Annotated in this window: 20 protein-coding genes; 9 read left to right on the top strand and 11 right to left on the bottom strand. The window is 54.9% G+C overall.

The window, feature by feature from the left end:
* Position 1 precedes the first annotated feature (1 nt).
* The 3 genes from ACXAEW_RS00400 to ACXAEW_RS00390 form a co-directional block, all read right to left on the bottom strand.
* On the bottom strand, positions 2-1231 hold the full coding sequence (locus ACXAEW_RS00400) for a CpaE/TadZ family protein (RefSeq protein ID WP_474939418.1): 1230 nt from the start codon (positions 1229-1231) through the stop codon (positions 2-4).
* 214 nt (positions 1232-1445) lie between these two features.
* Positions 1446-2072 carry an OmpA family protein gene (locus ACXAEW_RS00395; protein WP_474939417.1) on the bottom strand — a complete coding sequence of 209 codons (627 nt, stop codon included), beginning with the start codon at positions 2070-2072 and terminating at the stop codon, positions 1446-1448.
* Positions 2073-2088: 16 nt separating this feature from the next.
* Complete coding sequence (locus tag ACXAEW_RS00390) at positions 2089-3480, bottom strand: type II and III secretion system protein family protein (RefSeq protein ID WP_474939416.1); 1392 nt, start codon at positions 3478-3480, stop codon at positions 2089-2091.
* A 336-nt stretch (positions 3481-3816) separates the two neighbouring features.
* Here ACXAEW_RS00390 and ACXAEW_RS00385 point away from each other — a divergent pair, with 336 nt between their 5' ends.
* Positions 3817-4212, top strand: a complete 396-nt coding sequence (locus tag ACXAEW_RS00385) for a GNAT family N-acetyltransferase (protein WP_474939415.1) — start codon at positions 3817-3819, stop codon at positions 4210-4212.
* Between the two features lie 91 nt (positions 4213-4303).
* Here the strand turns inward: ACXAEW_RS00385 and cpaB are convergent, their stop codons facing one another.
* Both cpaB and ACXAEW_RS00375 read right to left on the bottom strand, forming a co-directional pair.
* On the bottom strand, positions 4304-5161 hold the full coding sequence (gene cpaB / locus ACXAEW_RS00380) for a Flp pilus assembly protein CpaB (protein ID WP_474939414.1): 858 nt from the start codon (positions 5159-5161) through the stop codon (positions 4304-4306).
* Between the two features lie 468 nt (positions 5162-5629).
* Positions 5630-5842, bottom strand: coding sequence for a hypothetical protein (locus ACXAEW_RS00375; protein WP_474939413.1), 213 nt, complete (start codon positions 5840-5842; stop codon positions 5630-5632).
* 396 nt (positions 5843-6238) lie between these two features.
* On the opposite strand from ACXAEW_RS00375, the gene ACXAEW_RS00370 reads away from it, so the two are divergent.
* Both ACXAEW_RS00370 and ACXAEW_RS00365 read left to right on the top strand, forming a co-directional pair.
* Positions 6239-7045: a lytic transglycosylase domain-containing protein gene (locus ACXAEW_RS00370; RefSeq protein WP_474939412.1), complete on the top strand. Its 807-nt coding sequence runs from the start codon at positions 6239-6241 to the stop codon at positions 7043-7045.
* A 249-nt stretch (positions 7046-7294) separates the two neighbouring features.
* Complete coding sequence (locus tag ACXAEW_RS00365; protein WP_474939411.1) at positions 7295-7750, top strand: VOC family protein; 456 nt, start codon at positions 7295-7297, stop codon at positions 7748-7750.
* Positions 7751-7924: 174 nt separating this feature from the next.
* Here ACXAEW_RS00365 and ACXAEW_RS00360 read toward each other — a convergent pair whose 3' ends face one another.
* Both ACXAEW_RS00360 and ACXAEW_RS00355 read right to left on the bottom strand, forming a co-directional pair.
* Positions 7925-8554 (bottom strand): 3-oxoacid CoA-transferase subunit B, encoded by a 630-nt coding sequence (locus tag ACXAEW_RS00360; protein ID WP_474939410.1) that lies wholly within the window; start codon positions 8552-8554, stop codon positions 7925-7927.
* Positions 8554-9276, bottom strand: a complete 723-nt coding sequence (locus ACXAEW_RS00355) for a CoA transferase subunit A (RefSeq protein ID WP_474939409.1) — start codon at positions 9274-9276, stop codon at positions 8554-8556. The genes ACXAEW_RS00360 and ACXAEW_RS00355 overlap by 1 nt, the downstream gene beginning before the upstream one ends.
* Before the next feature lie 288 nt (positions 9277-9564).
* Between ACXAEW_RS00355 and ACXAEW_RS00350 the strand changes: the two genes are divergently transcribed.
* Entirely contained in the window at positions 9565-10815 is a 1251-nt protein-coding gene (locus ACXAEW_RS00350; protein ID WP_474939408.1) for a Hint domain-containing protein, read from the top strand.
* A 22-nt stretch (positions 10816-10837) separates the two neighbouring features.
* On the opposite strand, the gene topA is transcribed toward ACXAEW_RS00350, so the two are convergent.
* The 4 genes from topA to tldD form a co-directional block, all read right to left on the bottom strand.
* Complete coding sequence (topA, locus tag ACXAEW_RS00345) at positions 10838-13501, bottom strand: type I DNA topoisomerase (RefSeq protein WP_474939407.1); 2664 nt, start codon at positions 13499-13501, stop codon at positions 10838-10840.
* Positions 13502-13574: 73 nt separating this feature from the next.
* Positions 13575-13709, bottom strand: coding sequence for a hypothetical protein (locus ACXAEW_RS00340; protein ID WP_474939406.1), 135 nt, complete (start codon positions 13707-13709; stop codon positions 13575-13577).
* A gap of 2 nt (positions 13710-13711) precedes the next feature.
* The gene (gene dprA / locus ACXAEW_RS00335) at positions 13712-14863 is read right to left on the bottom strand and encodes a DNA-processing protein DprA (protein ID WP_474939405.1); all 1152 of its coding nucleotides are present in this window, start codon (positions 14861-14863) and stop codon (positions 13712-13714) included.
* Positions 14864-15098: 235 nt separating this feature from the next.
* Positions 15099-16520, bottom strand: a complete 1422-nt coding sequence (gene tldD / locus ACXAEW_RS00330; RefSeq protein ID WP_474939404.1) for a metalloprotease TldD — start codon at positions 16518-16520, stop codon at positions 15099-15101.
* Between the two features lie 193 nt (positions 16521-16713).
* On the opposite strand from tldD, the gene coxB reads away from it, so the two are divergent.
* From coxB to ACXAEW_RS00305, 5 genes are all read left to right on the top strand, one after another.
* Positions 16714-17553 (top strand): cytochrome c oxidase subunit II, encoded by an 840-nt coding sequence (coxB, locus tag ACXAEW_RS00325; protein WP_474939403.1) that lies wholly within the window; start codon positions 16714-16716, stop codon positions 17551-17553.
* A 123-nt stretch (positions 17554-17676) separates the two neighbouring features.
* Positions 17677-18618 (top strand): heme o synthase, encoded by a 942-nt coding sequence (gene cyoE / locus ACXAEW_RS00320; RefSeq protein WP_474939402.1) that lies wholly within the window; start codon positions 17677-17679, stop codon positions 18616-18618.
* Between the two features lie 2 nt (positions 18619-18620).
* A complete protein-coding gene (locus tag ACXAEW_RS00315) occupies positions 18621-18788 on the top strand; it encodes a cytochrome C oxidase assembly protein (RefSeq protein ID WP_474939401.1) in 168 nt (55 codons plus the stop codon).
* Positions 18788-19375 (top strand): cytochrome c oxidase assembly protein, encoded by a 588-nt coding sequence (locus tag ACXAEW_RS00310; protein ID WP_474939400.1) that lies wholly within the window; start codon positions 18788-18790, stop codon positions 19373-19375. Before ACXAEW_RS00315 ends, ACXAEW_RS00310 begins: the two co-directional genes overlap by 1 nt.
* Before the next feature lie 11 nt (positions 19376-19386).
* Positions 19387-20199, top strand: a complete 813-nt coding sequence (locus ACXAEW_RS00305; protein ID WP_474939399.1) for a cytochrome c oxidase subunit 3 — start codon at positions 19387-19389, stop codon at positions 20197-20199.
* Positions 20200-20296 lie beyond the last annotated feature (97 nt).

The following is a 20296-nucleotide window of genomic DNA, read 5'->3' as shown; positions in this document are numbered from 1 at the left end:
ATCACGCTGCGGCTGCCTCGTTGCGGCCGAGCTCATGCAAGGACTGGGCCAATTTGCCAATTTCTTTGCGGAGCGGGTTTTTCGGATTGGACAGCGCCAGAGGTTGCCCGTGGTCACAGGATTGCAAGACCGTCTTGCCACCGTCGGGCAGTTGAATGTCGATGGAAATCTCCAGAGATTCAGAGAGCCGTTTCACACGGCTTTTACCACCAAGATCGGTGAATTTCGGCGCCCTGTTCAGGGCAAAACGCAGCTTTTCAAACGGCAGGTTCTCACCTTGTAACAGACGCTTGATCCGCAATGCGTTCTGCGCGCTGCGCATATCCAGTTCAATAAGCGCAAAATAGAGATGCGACATGTTCAGCACTGTCTCGGACCATTGGACCAGTGTTTTGGGCAGGTCGATCACGACAAAGTCAAAGTGCTTGCGGGCCATTTCGACCAGCTGCTTTACGTCATCTGGCGACAGGAAATCCAAGGGCAGCATTTCAGTGGGTGCTGTAAAAACCTGGAGCTTGTCCTCATACGTGACAAGCGCTTGCCCGAAGAGCTCGTCATCCAGGTTCTCCATATCGCTCAGGAGTTCGGCAACGGCCTCACGTCGGGGCAGGTCAAGGTATGTTGCGACGGAACCTGATTGAAGATCCAGGTCCAGCAAACAGACAGACGGCGTGTCGCCTTCGCAGCGGTCAGCGATTTCCCACGCGAGGTTGACAGCCAATGTGGTCGAACCAACACCGCCAGCCAACCCATGACATGCGATCACTGCGCCGTCGCGCTGGTTTTTCGTGCGAAGGGATGGCGCAGCCTGCTCCGGTTGGACCGGCACGGTTTTCAGGCGTTCGATAACTGACTGCAGTTCTTGTTCCGGCAAAGGGTAGGGGATAAACTCATCTGCCCCTTTGCGCAGCAGGCTATGTAGCGCAACCGGTGTTACATCTTCGGCGACCAGGATCACTTTAATCCCTTTTGATTTGGCTGCCTGGATGATGGTTTCTATCTGCTCTAGGTCATTCTCATCGTCGCAATCTATGGCAAGGGCGACAAACTCTAGCGATTGCGCTTCGTCCTGGGAAAAGAACGGCAAAGCCTCTTCAAAGGTCAGGTCTCCCCAAGCTTCGCCCAAGCAGGTTTCCATATCCTCTATCAACAGGTCAAAGTTCTGCACGTCCCGACTGATGGTACAGGCGGTGATCGAACTTGTCTCTGGTTGCGGCATTGCGCTGCTCATTGCCTTTGGTCCTCTTGTACGGATGTGTCTGGCTTTTGCTGCAGACTTACCTGGTTTGGTCGTCCAAACGCAGTTCATCCCATGGATCGAAGATCAAAGAAAATCTGGGCGAGATTTGGGCCAAAAAGCCCCAATTGTGAGGAATTGTTTAAGAATTGAAAAAAGCGCCCACTGGGCGCTTTCCAAATTTAATGAGACTTGTTTGAAACCGACGTTAATCAGAGATGGTTTGCCGCTCCGGTGTGAGCGTGAGCGTCTCATCGACAACTGCGCTTTCGACGTAGTCACGATAGATGATCTCAGCATACTTACCATCCAGAAGCTGATGACGCTTCAAGAAGCCGGATACCTCTGTAACAGTGCGTCGATTGCGGCGCTCGCGGTTCTGTGTGTCAACAATCGGCCGTGTTTCACCAAGTGAAACAACGGCTTTCAGGCGGCGGCGGTCGATGCCTTTTGACACAAGATAGCGCACCGTTTCATTGGCTCGGCGTTGACCCAGGCCACGATTGTATGCGTTTGAGCCAACCGCATCTGTGTGTCCGAATACCGTAAAACGGACTTCCGGGAACTGTTTGATCCAGTCCGCCTGACGATCCAGAACCTCTCGCGCCTGCCCATCCAGACGTGCGCTGTTAAACTCGAAATTGATAGTTCCAGGCACTTCGCGTGCAAAGCGTTTGCCCAGTTCAATGACATAGTCCCGCTCGCCGCGATGAACGGCAGAGTTCTCGGTTGCCGCAACTCCAAAGGTTTCGCGGGTTTGCCGGTTGCTTCCGGCTTCGCGTGCACAGGCGGCAACACTTACCAGAACTGCCAGCATGATTGCTTTTTTCATCATCGCTTTGGGCCTCGCATCAATCCAGGACATAGCCATAGGAACCTGTAAAGTCTTGGCTGGCCACTTCGCCTGCCGCGCCACGTTGGTTTTTATGAGTTTTACCGAACAGGAACAGTTCAGCTTCGCTTGGTGGGGTGACGCGGTCTGTTGGCAGGCTCAGGGCTTCACCACGTGTCGGGGTCACCAAATGGGCGCTCACAATGATAACCAGCTCGGTCTGTTCACGCTGAAAGCTGGTGCTGCGGAAAAGCGATCCGAGAACGGGAATATCGCTGATCCAAGGCAGCTGAGAGATCGTGTCCGAGAAATCATCCTGAACAAGTCCGGCAACGGCAAAACTTTCTCCGTCGCGCAGCTCAACTGTGGAGCTGGTCTGACGCTTGCTGAAGCCAAACGCTGTAAGCCCGTTGGCGGTTGTGGTTGTGGCTGGATCCAATTCCGATACGGATGCGCTGAGTTCAAGGTTGATCAGGTCGCCATCAACAACGCGTGGGATAAAGTCGAGCTCGATACCAAAGGCCACCAATTCGATGGAAATCCCGCCATCTTCGTCGGCAACGGGAATTGGGACTTCACCGCCGGCCAGGAACCTTGCTTCCTGTCCAGAGAGCGCAGTCAGGTTTGGTTCGGCCAAGGTTCGCACGACGCCTTTGCTCTCCAGAGCTTCAAGCAGAATGCCAAGCTGTACGGAACCGACGCCAAAGTTGAAGACAATACCACCTTCGATGTCGTTGCCGGGGACGATTGTTCCATTGTTCAGACTGTTGTCATTCAACAGCCAAGTGCCTGTTTCTGCGAGAACATCTCCGGAGCCCAGGGCTACAGATGAACGCAGGCTTTTGGACACGGAGCGTTGCATTTCAGCGAAACGTACCTGCAGCATAACTTGCTGTACACCGCCAACCGACATCAGATTTGAAATGCGTTCAGGCGCGTATCTCTCGGCCAGTTCCAGGGCGCGTTGAAGCTTGGCTGCGCTGGATACGGTTCCTGACAATACAATTCCGTCATTTGCGGTGCGGACTTCAATTTTCTCACCCGGAAGGATCTGACGCAGCCGTTCTTTGAACTCGCTGACGTCTGCCGCAACCCGCACATCGACATTGGTGATCAGTTTACCCGATGCGTCCAACAGCGTGAGTGTTGTAAGGCCGGGAGTTTTCCCAAGCACATAGATCGAACTGTCTGACAATGAAGAAATATCCGCAATGCTAGGGTTTGCGATCGTTATTTCCGCAAATGGGCTGTCGCTTTCCACGACAACTGCCCGGTTCATTGGAACCTCAAGCGTTGATGTTACACCTTGGCGAACGACGCGCACGCCGTTTGCGGATGCGCTCTCCACCATTGGAAAAAATAGTAAAGCCGCCCCTGTAAGGGCCGCTGTAAATGCACGTCTAAATGACATGTGACCTGCCTTTCCGATCACGCCTCTGTGTTTCGGGTCTTTTTGCCCGTCTTTTACGGCACTTTGCGCGAAAGGGATTCTCAATGCAAGAATCATTGTTTTTGCAAAGCCCTGTGTGGAATGGCTGCAACAGAACATGTCTGAGAAATAGAACATCGTTATCGAGGGCCTGGAGCACCTAATTGACAACGGGCCAAAAGGTGGGCACGGCTCGCTTTGGATTTGATCAAATTTTCCGAGGGTGATTTGAGAAGCGGGGCCCAAACCAAGGCGGGAGGAAGCCGCTTCCAGTGTCGTGCGGCTTCGGTTTCCGACAGTTCAATTGTTGCGGGTCTTGTGGCTGAGTTGCTTCATGAGCTAGTCGGCGATAAGGCGCCCAGTCGTGATGTACTCGAAGAGGTCACAAAGAAACTCCTGAGTTCGGGCGCTGTTTCGGCTTGGTTGGTTTTTGAAGGACCTGAAGCTGTAGCCGTTTTGACGGTCAATGAATGTGCTGCGATCTATGCTGGTGGCACCTTTGGAGAAATTACCGAGCTCTACGTTACGCCGACCTTACGCTCTATGGGACTTGCGCGTCAGTTGCTCGAAACGGTCAAGGCGCATGGAGAGAGCCTCGGTTGGCACCGTTTGAAAGTCGGCGCACCGCACCAACCGGAGTGGCGGCGCAGTTTCGAATTCTACCGGACGAACGGGTTTGCTGAGATCGGGCCGCGACTGCGTTTTCTTCTTTAAGTGTGTTACGTTTTGGGAATGAGTTTAAGAATGAAAAAAGCCGCTCCAGTCGGGAACGGCTCGCATCATTTCAACCTAAATGACATATTTCTTAGTTGGTGCAGGGGATCGGGATCTCGACCACATCGGCACCACGGCGGTTGCGGATTGTGCACACCTTTTCTTTTGCGGTAGGGGTCGGTGCTTCGTATTCGGCTACACCCAAAAGCTTGCGTTGATCCACTTCTACAACAGATGCCACGGTGTCGTCTTCCGCGCCTACCAGTGCCAGGGACAAACGGCCACTGGATTGAGCTTGTGCCAGAGCTGCGACTTGTACCGGTTCAACCGAAACTGTGACCGTGCGTGCAATAAGAGCGCCATCTACGTTGCCCGCTTTTTGGTCTACGGCGATCAGTTCAATATTGGACTGGATCAGTCGTGTGACTTCACGAGTGTTTTTGCCTTGAGAATTGACCATGGTACCGGTCCAATAGACGTCAACTCGATCGCCGGGGCGCAAGAAGCCAGAAACGCCGGATGTTACATCGACCTTGATTGCAAAGGCGCGTTTCCCGCGTTCAAGTCTGGACGTCAGGCCTGCGTCTTCGCCGGGGGCGGTGACTTTGACGGCCAGAATTGCCTCCCCGATTTCCATTTCGCGCAGGACCACACGTTTGTCTTCGGGGCGCTCCGGTGGGAACAGGACTTCAAGGCTTTGAAAAGTGCCTTCGGGCAGGCTCTCTTTTGGCCAACGTACTTGTTTTACAGAATCGGGCAACAGGCGCTCGCCATATTTTAGTGGCTTGGTCGCAACAAATACATCAACGGTCTGGATGTTTTCGACGCGTGTCGCACGTTCCTGCGCCAACGCGTTCTGATAGGCAGAAATTCTGTTTTTAACCATCATAACCGCACTGCCGGCCAGAGCGATGCCGACTACAAGAACGATTCCGAACACTGCGCGCATCAGTGGCTCCTTTGGTTATGACACCACCGCCAAGCGGTTATCAAATTGGGTACATCCAGCAGACAAAGTTGTCGGCCTTGGGTGAAGTAAGACATTCTGCCAAAAGCTGCGATAAAGCGGATGGACCGTTCTAGTCCAAAGCGGATCCTAGCGCTGTGACATCTTCTCCTGTCGCAGTCAGATAGGTAGATACTGCTGCGAGGATATCGGTCAATCCGGTTCTCAACGGTACCGTAATGAGAAAGGCGGCTGCCATCACTACGGCTGTTAAAACGACCCAATCAACTGTTATTGCGCCCGACGTATCATCGCGAAACTTGCGAAAAAGCTGTTTCATATCGGCACTCACTGTCGAAGTCAGTTTATGGGCTGCGCCGCCATCATTCGCTTGGGGGCAAAACATAATGCGGCGCAACTAGTTATTAAGTGGCCTTGCATCTCAGGTTTTATGCAAGGCCGAGACCCGAATTACTCGGTTGTACCGATTGCGCCTTCGGAAGTAACGTCGGCCGCTGTCGCGTCGAGGTAGTTGTTGGTCGCAGTAACAACGCCGTCGGTCCCGGTGGAGATACCGGTGTAAACAACGCCAGCCAGAGCAGCAACAGCAGCGGTCAGAACAACCCAGTCAACAGTCACGGCGCCGGATTCGTCTTTGCGGAAGTTTTTGAAGAATTTGATCATGGTAAGTCCCTCCAAAGGATCTCATAAATGTGTATCTCGACCGCTCCGAAGCTTGCTGGGGGTTTGCTCTCTCACCAGCGTGTCCCCTGTCCGGCGCGGTATGTGCATATATAGCCCTCGGAGAATGGCAGGATTTGGGCCAGAACCCGGACGTAACTGCCCAATTTTAACTTTTTGGCAGGAAAATCGTTAAGCTACTGAAAATAAACAAAACTAATAGTAACTAAATGTTGATGGCCGTGGCCGAGATGCGGCAGTTGCGGCAGAATGTGGCAAGAATGCCCGAATTCGACCAGTTTAACTGGAGGTTTTCGCCGGATTGGTGAAAAGTTTACTAAAATCAATCACAACCGGATCGGTCTGATGTTGTTTTTACGGTGCCTTGCAGTCGCTGCCTTGACAGCGTCTCCAGTCCTTGCACAGGATAATTCAGCTTTGGGTGGGCAAAGTGCAGATGCGCCTTCACGAGTGGCGCCAGCTCCGTTTCCTGAGTTTCAATCGAAATCTCTAAAGCCACCAAAACCGGGCACGCAGAAACGGATCACCGTTCAAATCGAACCCGCTGGTCCCGAGGTTTCAAACCCTGCGCCCGCGCTTGGAGAGGATAGTGCTTCCACAGCAGCCCGTTTTGGTGGGTTCTGGCAGGTGATTTCTCCGAAACTGGATGACAGCGCGCCTGGGCGGCTTAACCAGGCTCTTTTGCAGGCAAACAAACAACCGGGATTGGTGCCTCCGCGCTTGCAAAGCCTCCAGGACATCGCCAAGGCCTATGGTGTCCCGATCCTGTCAGAAACGGTCAATACGCAGGTTTCTCCTGCGCTTGCCTTGGCGGTGATCGCTGTTGAAAGCGCAGGCAAGCCGGATGTCACCAGCTCTGCCGGTGCGCAGGGCTTGATGCAGCTCACCCCGGAGACAGCCGAGCGGTTCGGGGTCTCTGACCCCTTTGACGCTCAGCAAAACATTGCCGGCGGTGTGAAGTACCTTGATTGGTTGATCGAGAAATTCGACGGCGACCCGATCCTGGTTTTGGCGGGATATAATGCCGGGGCAGGGGCCGTCCGTGACCACAAGGGTGTCCCTCCATATGCTGAGACACGCGATTATGTGCCCAAGGTCTTGGCTGCATTTCAGGTTGCTAAGGGTCTTTGTCGAACACCGCCTGAATTGTTGACTGATGGCTGTGTGTTTCACGTCATGAAGTGACGTATCCTGCATGAAAGGTCACTTACATGATCTCTCTCTGTCGGCGGCGAAAGGCTGAAATCAAGATGTCACGCGTCAAAAAGCGTCTATGTTCGGCAAGTGACAAGGCCTGGTCCCGTATATCTGCCAGCGGATGCTCGCGATTAGGCAAAGGTAAAATAGGCTGCGCCGTGCGAAAATGTCGGGGTCCAAGGGGCATTCTTGTCAAATAACTTCCGAAAGACAAAAGGAGGATTGGGCGCTTTGAGATTGCCACATATCAGCCTGACTGCGCGGGATGCAGATCGACTATCGGAATTTTACAAAGAGGTTTTCGGTTTCGTTGATAAGCGCGCTCCAAGGCGGCTATCTGGTGAAACCGTTTCTCGTGGGAATGGTCTGCCGGACAATGAGATCTATTCTATATGGTTGAAATTGCCTGCGGATGCCGGGCCGTTTCTGGAGATCATGGAGTACGATAACACTGCCTACAGGGACATCCCCGCAGTCAACGATCCAGGCTTTGGCCATTTGGCGTTTGAAGTTCAGGATCTGCACCAAACCATTGAACGCGTGTTGCGGTGTGGTGGCTGTTTACAGGGCAATGTCACAAACTTTGGCACCGAAGAACGGCCACAATTGGTAGTTTATGCCCGTGATAGCGAAGGCAACATTCTTGAACTAGAGCAGCCAGCGCTCGTAGAAAACGGTCACCGAGCTGGCTGAAGAAAACTGCCGATTGGTACCGCGTTTTCAAATGCACCGATGTGCTCTGCATCCCCATGACCGATTTTGGCGCTTGGGCCTTTCTGTTCGTGGGGGCCGCAGGGTGTAAGTTATGCAAAAAAAGGGCCACGTCTGAAACGAGGCCCTTAATACCGTCTGGCGGAAGGACGGTGCTTAGTCGACCAATGTCGCCTCGGTCGCGCCGACCATCTCTTCCATGGTCACATCATCGGCGAGTTCGACCACTTTCAAGCCGCCCTCAACAACATCCAGAACGCCGAGATTGGTGATGATGCGATCAACCACGCCCTTGCCGGTCAGGGGGAGGGTGCATTCCTTGAGAAGTTTGGAAACGCCGTGTTTGTTGGTATGGTCCATGACCACAACCACGCGGCCCACGCCGGCAACCAGATCCATCGCGCCGCCCATGCCTTTGACCAGCTTGCCGGGGATCATCCAGTTCGCTAGGTCGCCATTTTCAGCAACTTCCATCGCCCCCAGGATGGCCATGGCGATTTTGCCTCCGCGGATCATTGCGAAGGACTGCGCGCTGTCGAAATAGGCGGTTTGTGGCAGTTCGGTGATCGTCTGCTTGCCTGCGTTGATCAGGTCAGCGTCTTCTTCGCCGTCGATGGGGAAGGGGCCCATGCCCAACATGCCATTTTCCGACTGCAGCGTCACCTCTACTCCTTCGGGAATATAGTTGGACACCAGCGTCGGAATCCCGATGCCGAGGTTCACATACCAGCCATCTTGCAGTTCCTGCGCGGCGCGTGCCGCCATCTGATTACGATCCCAAGGCATTATGCTTCCTCCTTCGCGCGCACGGTCCGCTGTTCGATACGCTTCTCATGCTCACCCTGAACGATGCGGTGGACATAGATGCCGGGCAGGTGGATCATGTCAGGGTCCAACGAGCCTGTGGGTACAATTTCCTCGACCTCTGCAATGCAGATCTTGCCGCAGGTCGCCGCAGGGACATTAAAGTTCCGCGCGGTTTTGCGGAACACAAGGTTGCCTGTCTCATCCGCTTTCCAGGCTTTGACTATGGACAGGTCGGCAAAGATGCCTTCTTCCATAATATAGTCTTCCATTGCGCCATCCGGGCCGGTGGGGAATTGCTTCTCCATTTTGCCATCGGCGATCACGGTACCCACACCGGTTTTGGTGAAGAAACCCGGAATACCCGCGCCACCAGCGCGCATGCGCTCGGCCAGGGTGCCTTGGGGGTTGAATTCCAGCTCCAGTTCACCGGACAGATACTGGCGCATGAATTCAGCGTTCTCACCCACATAGGATGAGATCATTTTCTTCACCTGGCGGGTCTGCAACAGGATCCCAATGCCAAAATCATCAACGCCCGCGTTGTTGGAGGCAAAGGTCAGGTCTTTGGTGCCGGCTTCCTTGATTGCGTCCAGAAGCAGTTCTGGAATACCGCATAGGCCAAATCCGCCAGCTGCGATGAACATGCCGTCGTGCAACAGCCCGTCCAGGGCGTCGGCGGCGGTGGAATACACTTTCTTCATGAAGTCCTCCCGACTACTGAAATTCTGCCTTCGTTCTCGCGCCGGGGAGGGGGTGAGTCAAGAATACTGAGAGATTCGGGTATTTATACGGATTCACGCTGCGCTGCTGTGCAATCCACGGTTTTAATCATTATTTTGCATCCATTAACGATTTGGCGGAAAGTTTCGCCGAAATTCACCCAGAATGACGTATTAATACGTAATCAAAGGCGTCAAAAATTATCACTAAATTAACCATTTGTTACGAATTGGTCCGGAAACTGGCATGTAGATCCATGGGGGATTAATATGTCTGACTACGCGATAGATGCGTTCTATCTCGGTGAGGATGCCGAGCTGGATACGTTCGATGGGAACTGGTCTGTGGCGCAAGCCTTTTTACTGGTCGGAAAAACATTTGGCAGCGGTGCGTCGCCGTTGCTGGAGGTGCATGAGACATTGCTGTTGGAAGAAAGTGGCCCTGATGAGGGCCTTTTTTCTGCGCAAATGTCAGAAAACCTGCACCCGCTGATAGTTGAACAGGCCGCTGACCCACTGGAGGGGGCGCTGCAGTATCATGTCACGGTACAAAAGGTCGACGGCGCCATTTTAAAAGGGCGAATGTATGTCCTGCAGGATGAACTTGGCCGAATGTTCCTTACACCTGGCCGTGTCGAAAATGCCCCAATTGCCCAAAGCATCAAATCTGTCACGATTGACCGTTTGGCAGGCGATAATCTGTCTTGGCTGTGTACAGATTTGGAAGCCAGCGCGTTTGTCACCAGTTTTCTGGAAGGTACCCGGCTCATGGTTGCTGGTGGTGAGGTGCCGGTGGAGCAGTTGCAAATTGGCGACCTGGTTCAGACATTGGACCACGGGGCTCAGCCCATCGTGTGGATGGGGTGCCAACATGTGGCGTCCGGGAGTTCAGAAGCGCCCATTCGTATCGGTGTCGGTGCGCTTGGAATGGGTTGGCCCAAACGCCCGCTATATGTGTCGCCCCACCACAGGGTACTTGTCGCCTCTGATTTAGCGTGGCAGATGTTTAACCAGTCACAGGTGTTAATTCCGGCCAAGAAGCTATTGGGACTGCCAAATGTGACCCAGTGCAGCGTAAGCCGTGCGCTGAGTTATTGGCATGTGATGACACGAGCGCATGAAGTTCTGTTTGCCGAAAGCGCATTGGTCGAAAGTTTTCTCCCTGGACCGATGGCGCTTTCGGCGCTTCCAGAGCGCAATCGCCGCGATCTGTTCTTGCATCAGCCGTCTTTGGTATTTCAGGAGGGTAAACCAAGGACAGCGCGGCGCTGTGTTGAAGGCGCTCGCGCTGAAAAACTGGTGGAGCGGCTCAAACGGCACCAAAGCCCCGTCCTGGAGACTGCTTGCCTGACACGCGCCGCGTCAACCGCGGCATGGAGGGCACCCGCGCGTACGCGGCGCGCCGCAGCGGTGCGGTGCCATGCGGGCGTTGCTCCACCGCTTGTTGCGAGCGATTGCGAATACGGGGCCAAAGCTATGGGGCAAAGCGAGACCCAACTGATCACGCTACCCCGGAACTAAGTTCTAAAGGTGGGCCGCCGCCTTATTCAGCGTCGGCCTTCTTGCTCTTGGTTGTGGATTTCTTGGCTGGAGCCTTCTTTGTGGTGGTCTTCTTTGCAGCCTTCTTCTTGGGGGCTTTCTTTCCCGCCTTCTCCGCAATCAGGCCCACCGCCATTTCGACGGTCACATCTTTTGGCTCCACGTCTTTGGGCAAGGTCGCGTTGACTTTTTCCCATTTGACATACGGCCCGTAGCGCCCTTCCATGATCTGGATCGCGCCGCCCGCATCAGGGTGTTCGCCCAGCTCCTTCAGGGCTTTTGCGGCGGCCCGGCGTCCCCGGCCTGGGTTGGCACGTTTCTCTGCCAGCATTTCGGTCGCCCGGTTCATGCCGATCTCAAACACGTCCATCGTCTCTTTGAGGTTCACATAGACCGGCTTTTCCTCGTCAGGGAGCTGGTGCATGAGATAGGGGCCAAAACGGCCCAGGTTCGACGCCACAACGCCACCATCCGGGTGCTGTCCGATCTCGCGCGGCAGGGTCAAGAGGGTCACCGCCTGTTCCAGCGTGATGTCATTGGGCCCCCAGCCAGGGAGGTAGTCCTTGTTCTGTTTCGGCAGAGAGGAGCGAGGCGGTTTCTTGTTCTCCGCCGTGGCTTCACCACGTTGAACATAGGGGCCAAAACGGCCGGATTTCAGGTGGATTTCATCCCCGTCATCCTCGCCCAGAATACGCTCATACCCTTCGGCACCTTCGCCGGAAATCGGACGGGTATAGTTACACTCCGGATAGTTGCCACAACCGACAAACCCACCGGTGCGTGAAGATTTCAGATGCAGCTGACCGACGCCACATTTCGGGCAGGCGCGCGGGTCAGTGCCGTCTTCGCGCGGGGGGTAGAGCTGCGGCGCAAGCGCATCATCCAGAACATCCAGAACTTCGGAGATCCGCAGGTCAGAAGTCTCAGAAATTGCGGCCGAAAAATCGCGCCAGAACTGCCCCAAGAGGTCCTTGTAGTCGTGTTCACCCGCAGAGACATGGTCCAGCTGGTCTTCAAGCTCTGCCGTGAAGGAATATCCGACATACTTGCGGAAGAAGTTCAGCAGGAAGATCGTGACAATCCGCCCTTTGTCTTCGGGGAACAGGCGGTTTTTGTCTTTGCGAACGTAGTCACGGTCCTGAATTGTGGTGATTACAGAGGCATAGGTCGAGGGGCGCCCGATGCCCAGCTCTTCCATCCGTTTGACCAATGTCGCCTCGGTGTAGCGGGGCGGCGGTTGGGTGTGGTGCTGCAGCGCCAGAACCGAGGTGTTTTCGGACAGAATTCCAGATCCACTGCCTGCTTTGTCAAAATCTGCCTGCAGGGAGCCGGCAAACTTGATTGTTTCGCCCTGCATGATCTGCGGCAAGCGCTTGTCGTCGTCATCAGTAACAACGTCATCGCGCCCTTCCTCATAGACACGCATAAAACCGTCAAACAGAACCACCTGACCCGTTGCGCGCAGAACTACCTGAGCGTCAGGGGAGGCAATATCAACCGTTGTACGTTCCATCCGAGCGCCGGCCATCTGGCAGGCCAGGGTGCGCTTCCAGATCAGGTCATAGAGCTTGCGCTGATCATCTTCGGAAACCTTCAAGGAAGCGGCATCACGACCCATTTCGGTGGGGCGGATACACTCGTGCGCCTCTTGCGCGTTTTTGGCTTTGTTTTTGTAAATACGCGGCTCGGACGGGACATATTCCGCACCGTATCGTTTCTCGATCTCCGCACGAGCAGCGGTCACAGCTTCCGGGGCCATGTCAATGCCGTCAGTCCGCATATAGGTGATCAACCCGGCTTCATAGAGGCGTTGGGCCGCGTTCATACACTGGCGTGCGCCCATGCCGAATTTGCGGCTGGCTTCCTGTTGCAAAGTCGATGTCATGAAAGGCGCGGACGGGTTGCGGGAGGCGGGTTTTGCCTCGACCGACCGGGCGCTGAAGTCACGCGATGCAACGGCCTGAACGGCGAGTTCCGCCGCCGTAGAATTGGCCAGATCGAATTTATCCAGCTTGTCGCCGCCCAAAACGGTGAGACGAGCCTCAAAATTCTGGCCGCGTGGGGTCGCCATCTGGGCCTTCACGGACCAATATTCCCGTGGATTAAACGCCTCGATCTCCATCTCGCGTTCAACGATCAGACGCAGGCAGACAGACTGCACCCGGCCAGCGGAACGTGCACCGGGGAGCTTGCGCCACAAAACCGGAGAGAGGTTAAACCCGACCAGGTAATCAAGCGCACGACGGGCCAAATAGGCTTCGACCAGGGGCATGTCGACCTGGCGAGGATTCTTCATCGCCTCGGTCACGGCTTCCTTGGTAATCGCGTTAAAGGTAACCCGGCTGACGTTTGTGGATTTTTTGATGGAACGACGTTTTGTCAGCGCTTCCTGCAAGTGCCAGCTGATGGCTTCTCCCTCGCGATCAGGGTCGGTTGCGAGGATCAGTTCGTCGTCGGTTTTCAGGGCATCCGCAATGGCTTTGACATGTTTGCGGCTGTCGGCACCGACTTCCCAGGTCATTGCAAATGCGTCGTCGGGATCAACAGAACCGTTTTTTGCGGGTAGGTCGCGAACGTGACCATAAGATGCCAAGACCGTGTAATCTGAGCCTAGGTATTTGTTGATTGTTTTTGCTTTGGCCGGAGATTCGACGACTACAACTGGCATAAATTAAGGACCTCTTCGGACGTATTCGGCGCGTTCTATGGCGGGGCAAAGTGTGGTGCGCAAGGGCTGAATGTCAATCCGACTGCATCAATTCCTGCCGTTGGTCAATCATCAGCGGTGCGGATTCAGCGCCTTTTATGGACTGACGCACACAGTGGTGCAGAAATGCGCCGAAGGTGACGTTACCCGTGGCCAATGCATTGCGCATGTTCAGGATTTGTCGAATTTCAGGCAGACAAGCCCACCGGGCTGGCGGTCAATTTCCCCCCTCATTTCAAGTTCTGTCAGGGCGGGTGCGACAACTCGCGCAGAGGTGGCGATTTCGCGTATTAATTGGTCTTCCGCAACGGGTGTCGGGCCAAGGCGTTGCAGAATCTGTTGGTGAAGTGCGGCTGTTTCCTGCAGGGAACGCGTTTCCGGAGGAGGTGGGGGCAAGTCTTCAAGGGCCGGTTTGGGCCGGGGCGATTCTTGCGGCGGAAGGGCTGCAAGAACGTCGCCAGAACCGCGGATCAATTGGGCTCCGTCCCTGATTAAAAGGTTGCATCCGGAAGCGCGCGCGTCAAAGGGGTGGCCGGGCACAGCCATAACCTCCCGGCCCAGATCAAGCGCATCACGTGCCGTGATCAGGCTGCCCGAACGGGCGGCGGCCTCTACCACAACAAGGGCACGCGAAAGGCCCGCAATAATACGATTGCGTTTCGGAAAGTGTCGCGCCATCGGGGCAAGCCCGATTGGCTGCTCTGAAAGGCGCAGGCCGCGTTCCGCAATACTGTCCGCCAGTTTTGCATTCTCGGTTGGGTAGACCACATCGACGCCGCCTGCCATGACCGCAACGGTGCCATGGTCCAACGACGCTTCATGGGCGGCCGTATCAATCCCCCGCGCCAGACCAGAAGCAATCACATATCCGGCCTCACCAAGTTCCCGTGCCAATGCACGCGCCATCCGCTGCCCCAGCGATGATGCATTGCGGGCACCTACCAGTGCCAATGTGGGGCGGTGCAGCAATGACATGTCTCCGATCGCCCACAAGAGGGGGGGCGCGTCGGGAAGGTCTTTTAGCAAAGCAGGGTATTCCGGGTCCAGGAGGCACAAAAGCCGCGCTTTGGCGGCTTTTGCGGCATCCAACTCGGCGGTCACAGTGCTGGCTGGGCATATTTCATAGCCTTTGACACCAGCGTCGCGTGCCACTTTGGGCAACGCTTCCAGCGCATTCTGCGCTGAACCGTATGTGTTAATCAGGCGGTGAAAGGTCACCGGACCTACGCGCCGGGAGCGCAACAGGCGAAGCCAAGAAAGTCGAGTATCTTCCGTGGTGGGTGGGAGTGGGGGGTGAGTGGAAGAAATGTTTCCTTCGATCATCCTTTGCTCCGCCCTGTTGCACCTTCAGAAATACGACTATGAGGGTTAACAGCTGGTGAACATAAATCGCTTTTTCGTCGTTTTTTCAGAAAAACACGGTGAAAGCGTGCGGGGGAGGATATGCGTGTTTCCCCTTATTTTTATCAGGAAAATCTATCTGAACGATGCACAGCGGCAGTAGACAACTGCACCCACCGCTGTGAATTTGCTCTTGAGGTTGGTTAATTTCAGGAGGTTAGGTGGCGGAACCTCCAACCGTCAAACCATCCATAAGAACGCTGGGCTGGCCAACGCCAACCGGAACCCATTGACCCGCCTTGCCACAGTTGCCCATGCCCGGATCAAGCGCCATGTCGTTGCCAAGGGCACGAATCTGTTTCAGCGCCGTTGCTCCATCCCCGATCAAGGTTGCGCCTTTGACCGGATCGCCCACAACCCCGTTTTTGACGCGATACGCTTCGGTACAGCTAAAGACAAATTTACCGTTTGTGATGTCCACCTGTCCGCCGCCAAACCCGACAGCCCAAATGCCATCCTTCATCTCTTTGACAAGCTCATCAGGTGCGGCGTCGCCGCCCAGCATATAGGTGTTGGTCATGCGGGGCATGGGCGCATGGGCGTAGCTTTGACGGCGACCATTGCCGGTGGGTTCCACCCCCATCAGTCGCGCGTTCTGGCGGTCCTGCATGTACCCAACCAGAATCCCGTCTTCGATCAGTGTGTTCTTCTGGCTGGGGGTGCCTTCGTCATCCACGGTGATCGAGCCGCGGCGGTCAGGGATCGTGCCATCGTCCAGAACGGTGACACCTGGCGCAGCGATACGTTTGCCCAACAGGCCAGAAAACGCAGAAGACCCTTTACGATTGAAGTCGCCTTCAAGGCCGTGGCCAATGGCTTCGTGTAGCAAAATACCCGGCCAACCAGAGCCAAGCACAACTTCCATTTCGCCAGCAGGCGCGGGCACGGCTGTCAGGTTGACCAAAGCGATACGCAATGATTCCTGCACTTTTTGCTGCCAATCCTTGGGGTCAATCAGCCCATCCAACCCGACGCGCCCGCCGCCACCGGCTGATCCGCTCTCACGACGGCCGTTTTCTTCGACGATCAGCGAGACGTTCAGGCGGGTCATTGGGCGGACGTCGCGAATCCGCACCCCATCGGGACGCAGAATCTCCAGTTCTTGCAAAGAGGCGGCGAGAGATGCGGTTACCTGCACCACGCGAGGGTCCAGATCACGGGCATAGGCGTCGATCTCACGCAGTGTCTCAACTTTGACGGGGAAGGGCAGGGCGCTGATCGGGTCCGCGTCTGTATAAAGTTTGGCATTGGTGGGCTGAGGAGCATCTGCCCAGGTTCCGCCACCACTTCCGACGGCAAGACGGGCGGTGTCTGCAGCGCGCTTTAGTGATGCTATCGACAAATCGGTAGAATGTGCATAGCCCGCAACATCTTCGTTAATCGCCCGCAGCCCAAAGCCTTCTGACGCATCGTAATTTGCAGAGCGCAGGCGCCCGTCATCGAAAACCAGAGATTCTGATTTTCGCCTTTCTGCAAAGATTTCACCATCTTGCGCCCCGTCTAGCGCAGTTTTGAGAACTGTCAGCGCCTCATTTTCAGGGAGGCTGGTATCAAAGGGACGAAAGTCGGAGTGGTCCATCGGAGTCCTCTGGTTTATTGATTTAAATCAAGAAAGCGACGGTTTGCCGCGAGCATTTCTCTTTATCTGTGTCCAGGAATATGATTTTGATCAGGATCAAAGACAACAGTTTAGGGTCAGTTTGCGGATTCGGGAGGAATCCTGAATTAACCCAGCCCGACAATAGATGCGATCAAACGATCAGGACAGCGTAATGAAAAATGCTTGGAAGCTTGGAGGCCTGATTTGGGGCCTTTTGACTGTTCCCGCCATGTCTCAGGAGGCTTTGGAGACAATTGGCAAACCCGTAAATGGCGGGTTGGGATTTCAGCCACCTGCCACCGAACTGGCGGAGGGGCTGCAAAAACTGGATGCGATGATTCTCATCATCATCACTTTGGTCTGCATATTTGTTGGCGGTTTGTTGGTTTGGGCCATCGTCCGCTTCAATCGTAAAGCAAACCCAACGCCTGCAAATTTCAGCCATCACACTCCGATTGAAATCGCTTGGACAGTGATTCCGATCATTATTCTTGTGTTTATCGGCTCCTTTTCCTTGCCGGAGTTGTTCCGGCAGCAGGTGATCCCAAAGGCTGACCTGACCATCAAGGTTACGGGGTACCAGTGGTACTGGGGTTATGAATATGTGGATCATGAGTTTGAATTCGAGAGCTTCCTGCTCGCACGGGAAGATCTGGCGGAATATGGCTACGCTGACGATGAATACCTGTTGGCAACCGACACGGCTGTTGTCGTTCCGGTCAATAAAACCGTCGTTATGCAGGTGACCGGAGCGGATGTGATCCACTCTTGGACGATCCCGGCCTTTGGCGTGAAGCAGGATGCGGTTCCTGGACGTCTGGCAGAGCTGTGGTTCAAGGCTGAAAAAGAAGGCATCTATTTTGGCCAGTGTTCCGAACTTTGCGGCAAAGATCACGCCTATATGCCGATCACCGTCAAAGTGGTCAGCCAAGAGGCCTACGACGCTTGGCTGAAAGGTGCGATCGAGGAATTCGCAAGCCTGGATCAGCCGTATCAGGTTGCGGCCAAGTAAGCTGCGGGCAGTTCCCACGCCTTTGGCCTAACGCTTTCAACATTGCCCTGCGCGGGCAACTCCTGATCCAAATGACGCGGGGCCCGAACAGGCCCCGCAGCGCAGACGAAAGACCCAAGGATAATGACTGACGCAAGCCTTCATGCCAGCACGACCTACGAGGACGAGGCCAGTTTTGGCGATTACTTCGCCTTGCTGAAGCCTCGTGTGATGTCGTTGGTTGTTTTCACCGCATTGGTGGGACTTTTGGCGGCTCCGGTTTCAGTGCATCCGGTTGTCGGTTTTTGCGCCATTTTATTTATCGCTATTGGCGGTGGTGCGTCAGGCGCGCTGAATATGTGGTGGGATGCGGACATTGACCGCATTATGAAACGCACCAAAAAGCGGCCGATCCCCGCCGGTAAGATCACCCCGTCGGAGGCGATGACGTTTGGTATCGCGCTTTCCGGCCTGTCGGTCATCATGCTGGCGCTTGCCACCAACCTGTTTGCCGGGGCTTTTCTGGCGTTCACAATCTTCTTCTACGTGGTGATCTATACCATGTGGTTGAAACGGGCGACGCCGCAAAACATCGTAATCGGTGGCGCAGCAGGTGCTTTCCCGCCGGTCATTGGCTGGATTGCCGCAACTGGGACAATGTCTCTGGAACCCTGGCTGATGTTTGCCTTAACCTTCATGTGGACGCCGCCGCATTTCTGGGCCTTGGCCCTGTTTATGCGCAGCGACTACGATGATGCCGGTGTTCCGATGCTCACAGTGACACACGGTCGCCGCGCAACCCGCCTTCATATTCTGGCCTATACGGTTCTGCTGGCGATCCTTGCAATTGGCACGGGCTTCACCAGCATTGGAGGACCGATCTACCTTGCGGTGGCGATTGTGCTGAACGCCTTGTTCCTCATCGGAGCGCTGCGCATCTCTCGTCGAGATGAAGCCATGAGTGAGATGGATAATTTCAAGGTCGAACGCAACTTCTTCAAACTTTCGCTGCTATATCTCTTCCTGCATTTCGGCGCGATCCTTGCTGAAACACTTCTGAAACCCTTTGGGCTGGGGGGCTGGTAACAATGGCTTTGAACAAAGAACATGAGCTGCACACGCGCCGAAAAGGGCGCAATATCGGCCTTGGGCTGGTTCTGGGCGGATTTGTTGTGCTGGTCCTTGCGCTCACCATGGTCAAGGTGACATCCAACGGGTTCAACTTCCCGTCTGAGCTGTCACAGGGGAACAACTGATGGCTGTAAACGCACAACAAAGAACGGTTTTGCAGCTGGTTGGCGTTGTGCTTGTCATGGGCGGTCTGGCTTGGGCTTCTGTACCGTTTTACGACTGGTTTTGCCGCGTCACCGGTTTTGGTGGCGTCACCGGCGTTGCGGAGGCTGGGTCGGACACGGTTCTGGACCGTAAAATAACCGTACGCTTTGATGCTTCCAAGGACCGGGGCATGCCGTGGGAATTCAAACCCGTTGAACGGCAAATGGAACTGAAAATCGGTGAGACCGGACTGGCTTTCTATGAGGCCTATAATCCCACTGATCGCCCCATTGCGGGAATGGCCACATTTAATGTGACCCCCTATTCCGCGGGCGGCTATTTCGACAAGATTGCCTGTTTCTGTTTCAATGAGCAGGTCTTGTTACCGGGGGAGCGGGTGCAAATGCCCGTAACCTTCTTCGTGGATCCTGAGATCGTCGAGGATCCTGACGCGAAATACGTGCATACGATCACGCTGTCGTACACGTTCTATGAGAGTGATCTGCCCGAAGGGTACGCGGCTCTGGAGGTCGGCGCAGATGAAACCAATAATTCGGTCGCTAGGTGAGGGACACTTGAATGGCGCACGCTAAAAATCACGATTATCATATTTTGCCACCGTCGATCTGGCCGCTGCTGGCGTCGGTCGGGGCATTCGTCCTGCTATTCGGTTCGGTCCTCTGGATGCATGGCGTCACATCGGCCATGTTCTGGGTTGGCCTGGCGCTGGTTCTTTACACCATGTTCGGCTGGTGGCGCGAGGTAGTGATCGAATCCCGCCAGGGTGACCACACAAAAGTTGTCCGCATTGGCCTGCGCTATGGCTTTATCCTGTTTGTGATGTCCGAAGTCATGTTCTTCTTTGCGTGGTTCTGGTCGTTCTTCAAACATGCGATCTACCCGATGGAGAGCTATGTTGGCGCGGAATACGTCGCACCGGCCATTCACGCGGTGGATCCGTTTCACCTGCCTTTGATCAACACACTGGTTCTCTTGCTTTCCGGCTGTGCCGTAACCTGGGCGCACCACGCATTGGTTCACAACAACGACCGCAAGGCGCTGATCCAGGGCCTGTCTATTGGTATTGCTCTGGGCGTTTTCTTCACCTTCCTGCAAGGTTACGAATATGCCGAATTGATCCTGCATGAAGGCTGGGAATTCGGCGGGGATGAGTTCTACTCGAACTTCTTCATGGCAACCGGCTTTCACGGGTTCCACGTGATCATCGGGACCATTTTCCTGACGGTCTGTCTGATCCGCGCAATGAAGGGTGACTTCACCCCGGAACAACACGTCGGATTTGAGGCGGCAGCCTGGTACTGGCACTTTGTTGACGTGGTCTGGCTGTTCCTGTTTGTGGCGGTCTATATCTGGGGCGCTCCGGTCCACTAAGGATCCGGTTCCTGAAATGTAACCGAAACATCTTTGTGGTTTTCAACGCTGCAAAGCCCAATTATCACCCAAAGGCGCGAGAGGCTGAGACCTTCCG

The organism is Epibacterium sp. ABZ3_068 (genome assembly GCF_056159265.1).
The sequence above is the reverse complement of the archived record's forward strand: the minus strand, read 5'-3'. Positions and strand labels throughout refer to the sequence as shown.

What these genes read in the sequence shown, in the direction of transcription:
- ACXAEW_RS00375 (WP_474939413.1), bottom strand. Translation starts at nt 5,842, where the DNA reads ATGATCAAATTCTTCAAAAACTTCCGCAAAGACGAATCCGGCGCCGTG.
- dprA (WP_474939405.1), bottom strand. Translation starts at nt 14,863, where the DNA reads ATGATCGAAGGAAACATTTCTTCCACTCACCCCCCACTCCCACCCACC.
- topA (WP_474939407.1), bottom strand. Translation starts at nt 13,501, where the DNA reads ATGCCAGTTGTAGTCGTCGAATCTCCGGCCAAAGCAAAAACAATCAAC.
- tldD (WP_474939404.1), bottom strand. Translation starts at nt 16,520, where the DNA reads ATGGACCACTCCGACTTTCGTCCCTTTGATACCAGCCTCCCTGAAAAT.
- coxB (WP_474939403.1), top strand. Translation starts at nt 16,714, where the DNA reads ATGAAAAATGCTTGGAAGCTTGGAGGCCTGATTTGGGGCCTTTTGACT.
- ACXAEW_RS00355 (WP_474939409.1), bottom strand. Translation starts at nt 9,276, where the DNA reads ATGAAGAAAGTGTATTCCACCGCCGCCGACGCCCTGGACGGGCTGTTG.
- ACXAEW_RS00360 (WP_474939410.1), bottom strand. Translation starts at nt 8,554, where the DNA reads ATGCCTTGGGATCGTAATCAGATGGCGGCACGCGCCGCGCAGGAACTG.
- cyoE (WP_474939402.1), top strand. Translation starts at nt 17,677, where the DNA reads ATGACTGACGCAAGCCTTCATGCCAGCACGACCTACGAGGACGAGGCC.
- cpaB (WP_474939414.1), bottom strand. Translation starts at nt 5,161, where the DNA reads ATGCGCGCAGTGTTCGGAATCGTTCTTGTAGTCGGCATCGCTCTGGCC.
- ACXAEW_RS00350 (WP_474939408.1), top strand. Translation starts at nt 9,565, where the DNA reads ATGTCTGACTACGCGATAGATGCGTTCTATCTCGGTGAGGATGCCGAG.
- ACXAEW_RS00400 (WP_474939418.1), bottom strand. Translation starts at nt 1,231, where the DNA reads ATGAGCAGCGCAATGCCGCAACCAGAGACAAGTTCGATCACCGCCTGT.
- ACXAEW_RS00390 (WP_474939416.1), bottom strand. Translation starts at nt 3,480, where the DNA reads ATGTCATTTAGACGTGCATTTACAGCGGCCCTTACAGGGGCGGCTTTA.
- ACXAEW_RS00305 (WP_474939399.1), top strand. Translation starts at nt 19,387, where the DNA reads ATGGCGCACGCTAAAAATCACGATTATCATATTTTGCCACCGTCGATC.
- ACXAEW_RS00395 (WP_474939417.1), bottom strand. Translation starts at nt 2,072, where the DNA reads ATGATGAAAAAAGCAATCATGCTGGCAGTTCTGGTAAGTGTTGCCGCC.
- ACXAEW_RS00310 (WP_474939400.1), top strand. Translation starts at nt 18,788, where the DNA reads ATGGCTGTAAACGCACAACAAAGAACGGTTTTGCAGCTGGTTGGCGTT.
- ACXAEW_RS00315 (WP_474939401.1), top strand. Translation starts at nt 18,621, where the DNA reads ATGGCTTTGAACAAAGAACATGAGCTGCACACGCGCCGAAAAGGGCGC.
- ACXAEW_RS00340 (WP_474939406.1), bottom strand. Translation starts at nt 13,709, where the DNA reads ATGCGCAATGCATTGGCCACGGGTAACGTCACCTTCGGCGCATTTCTG.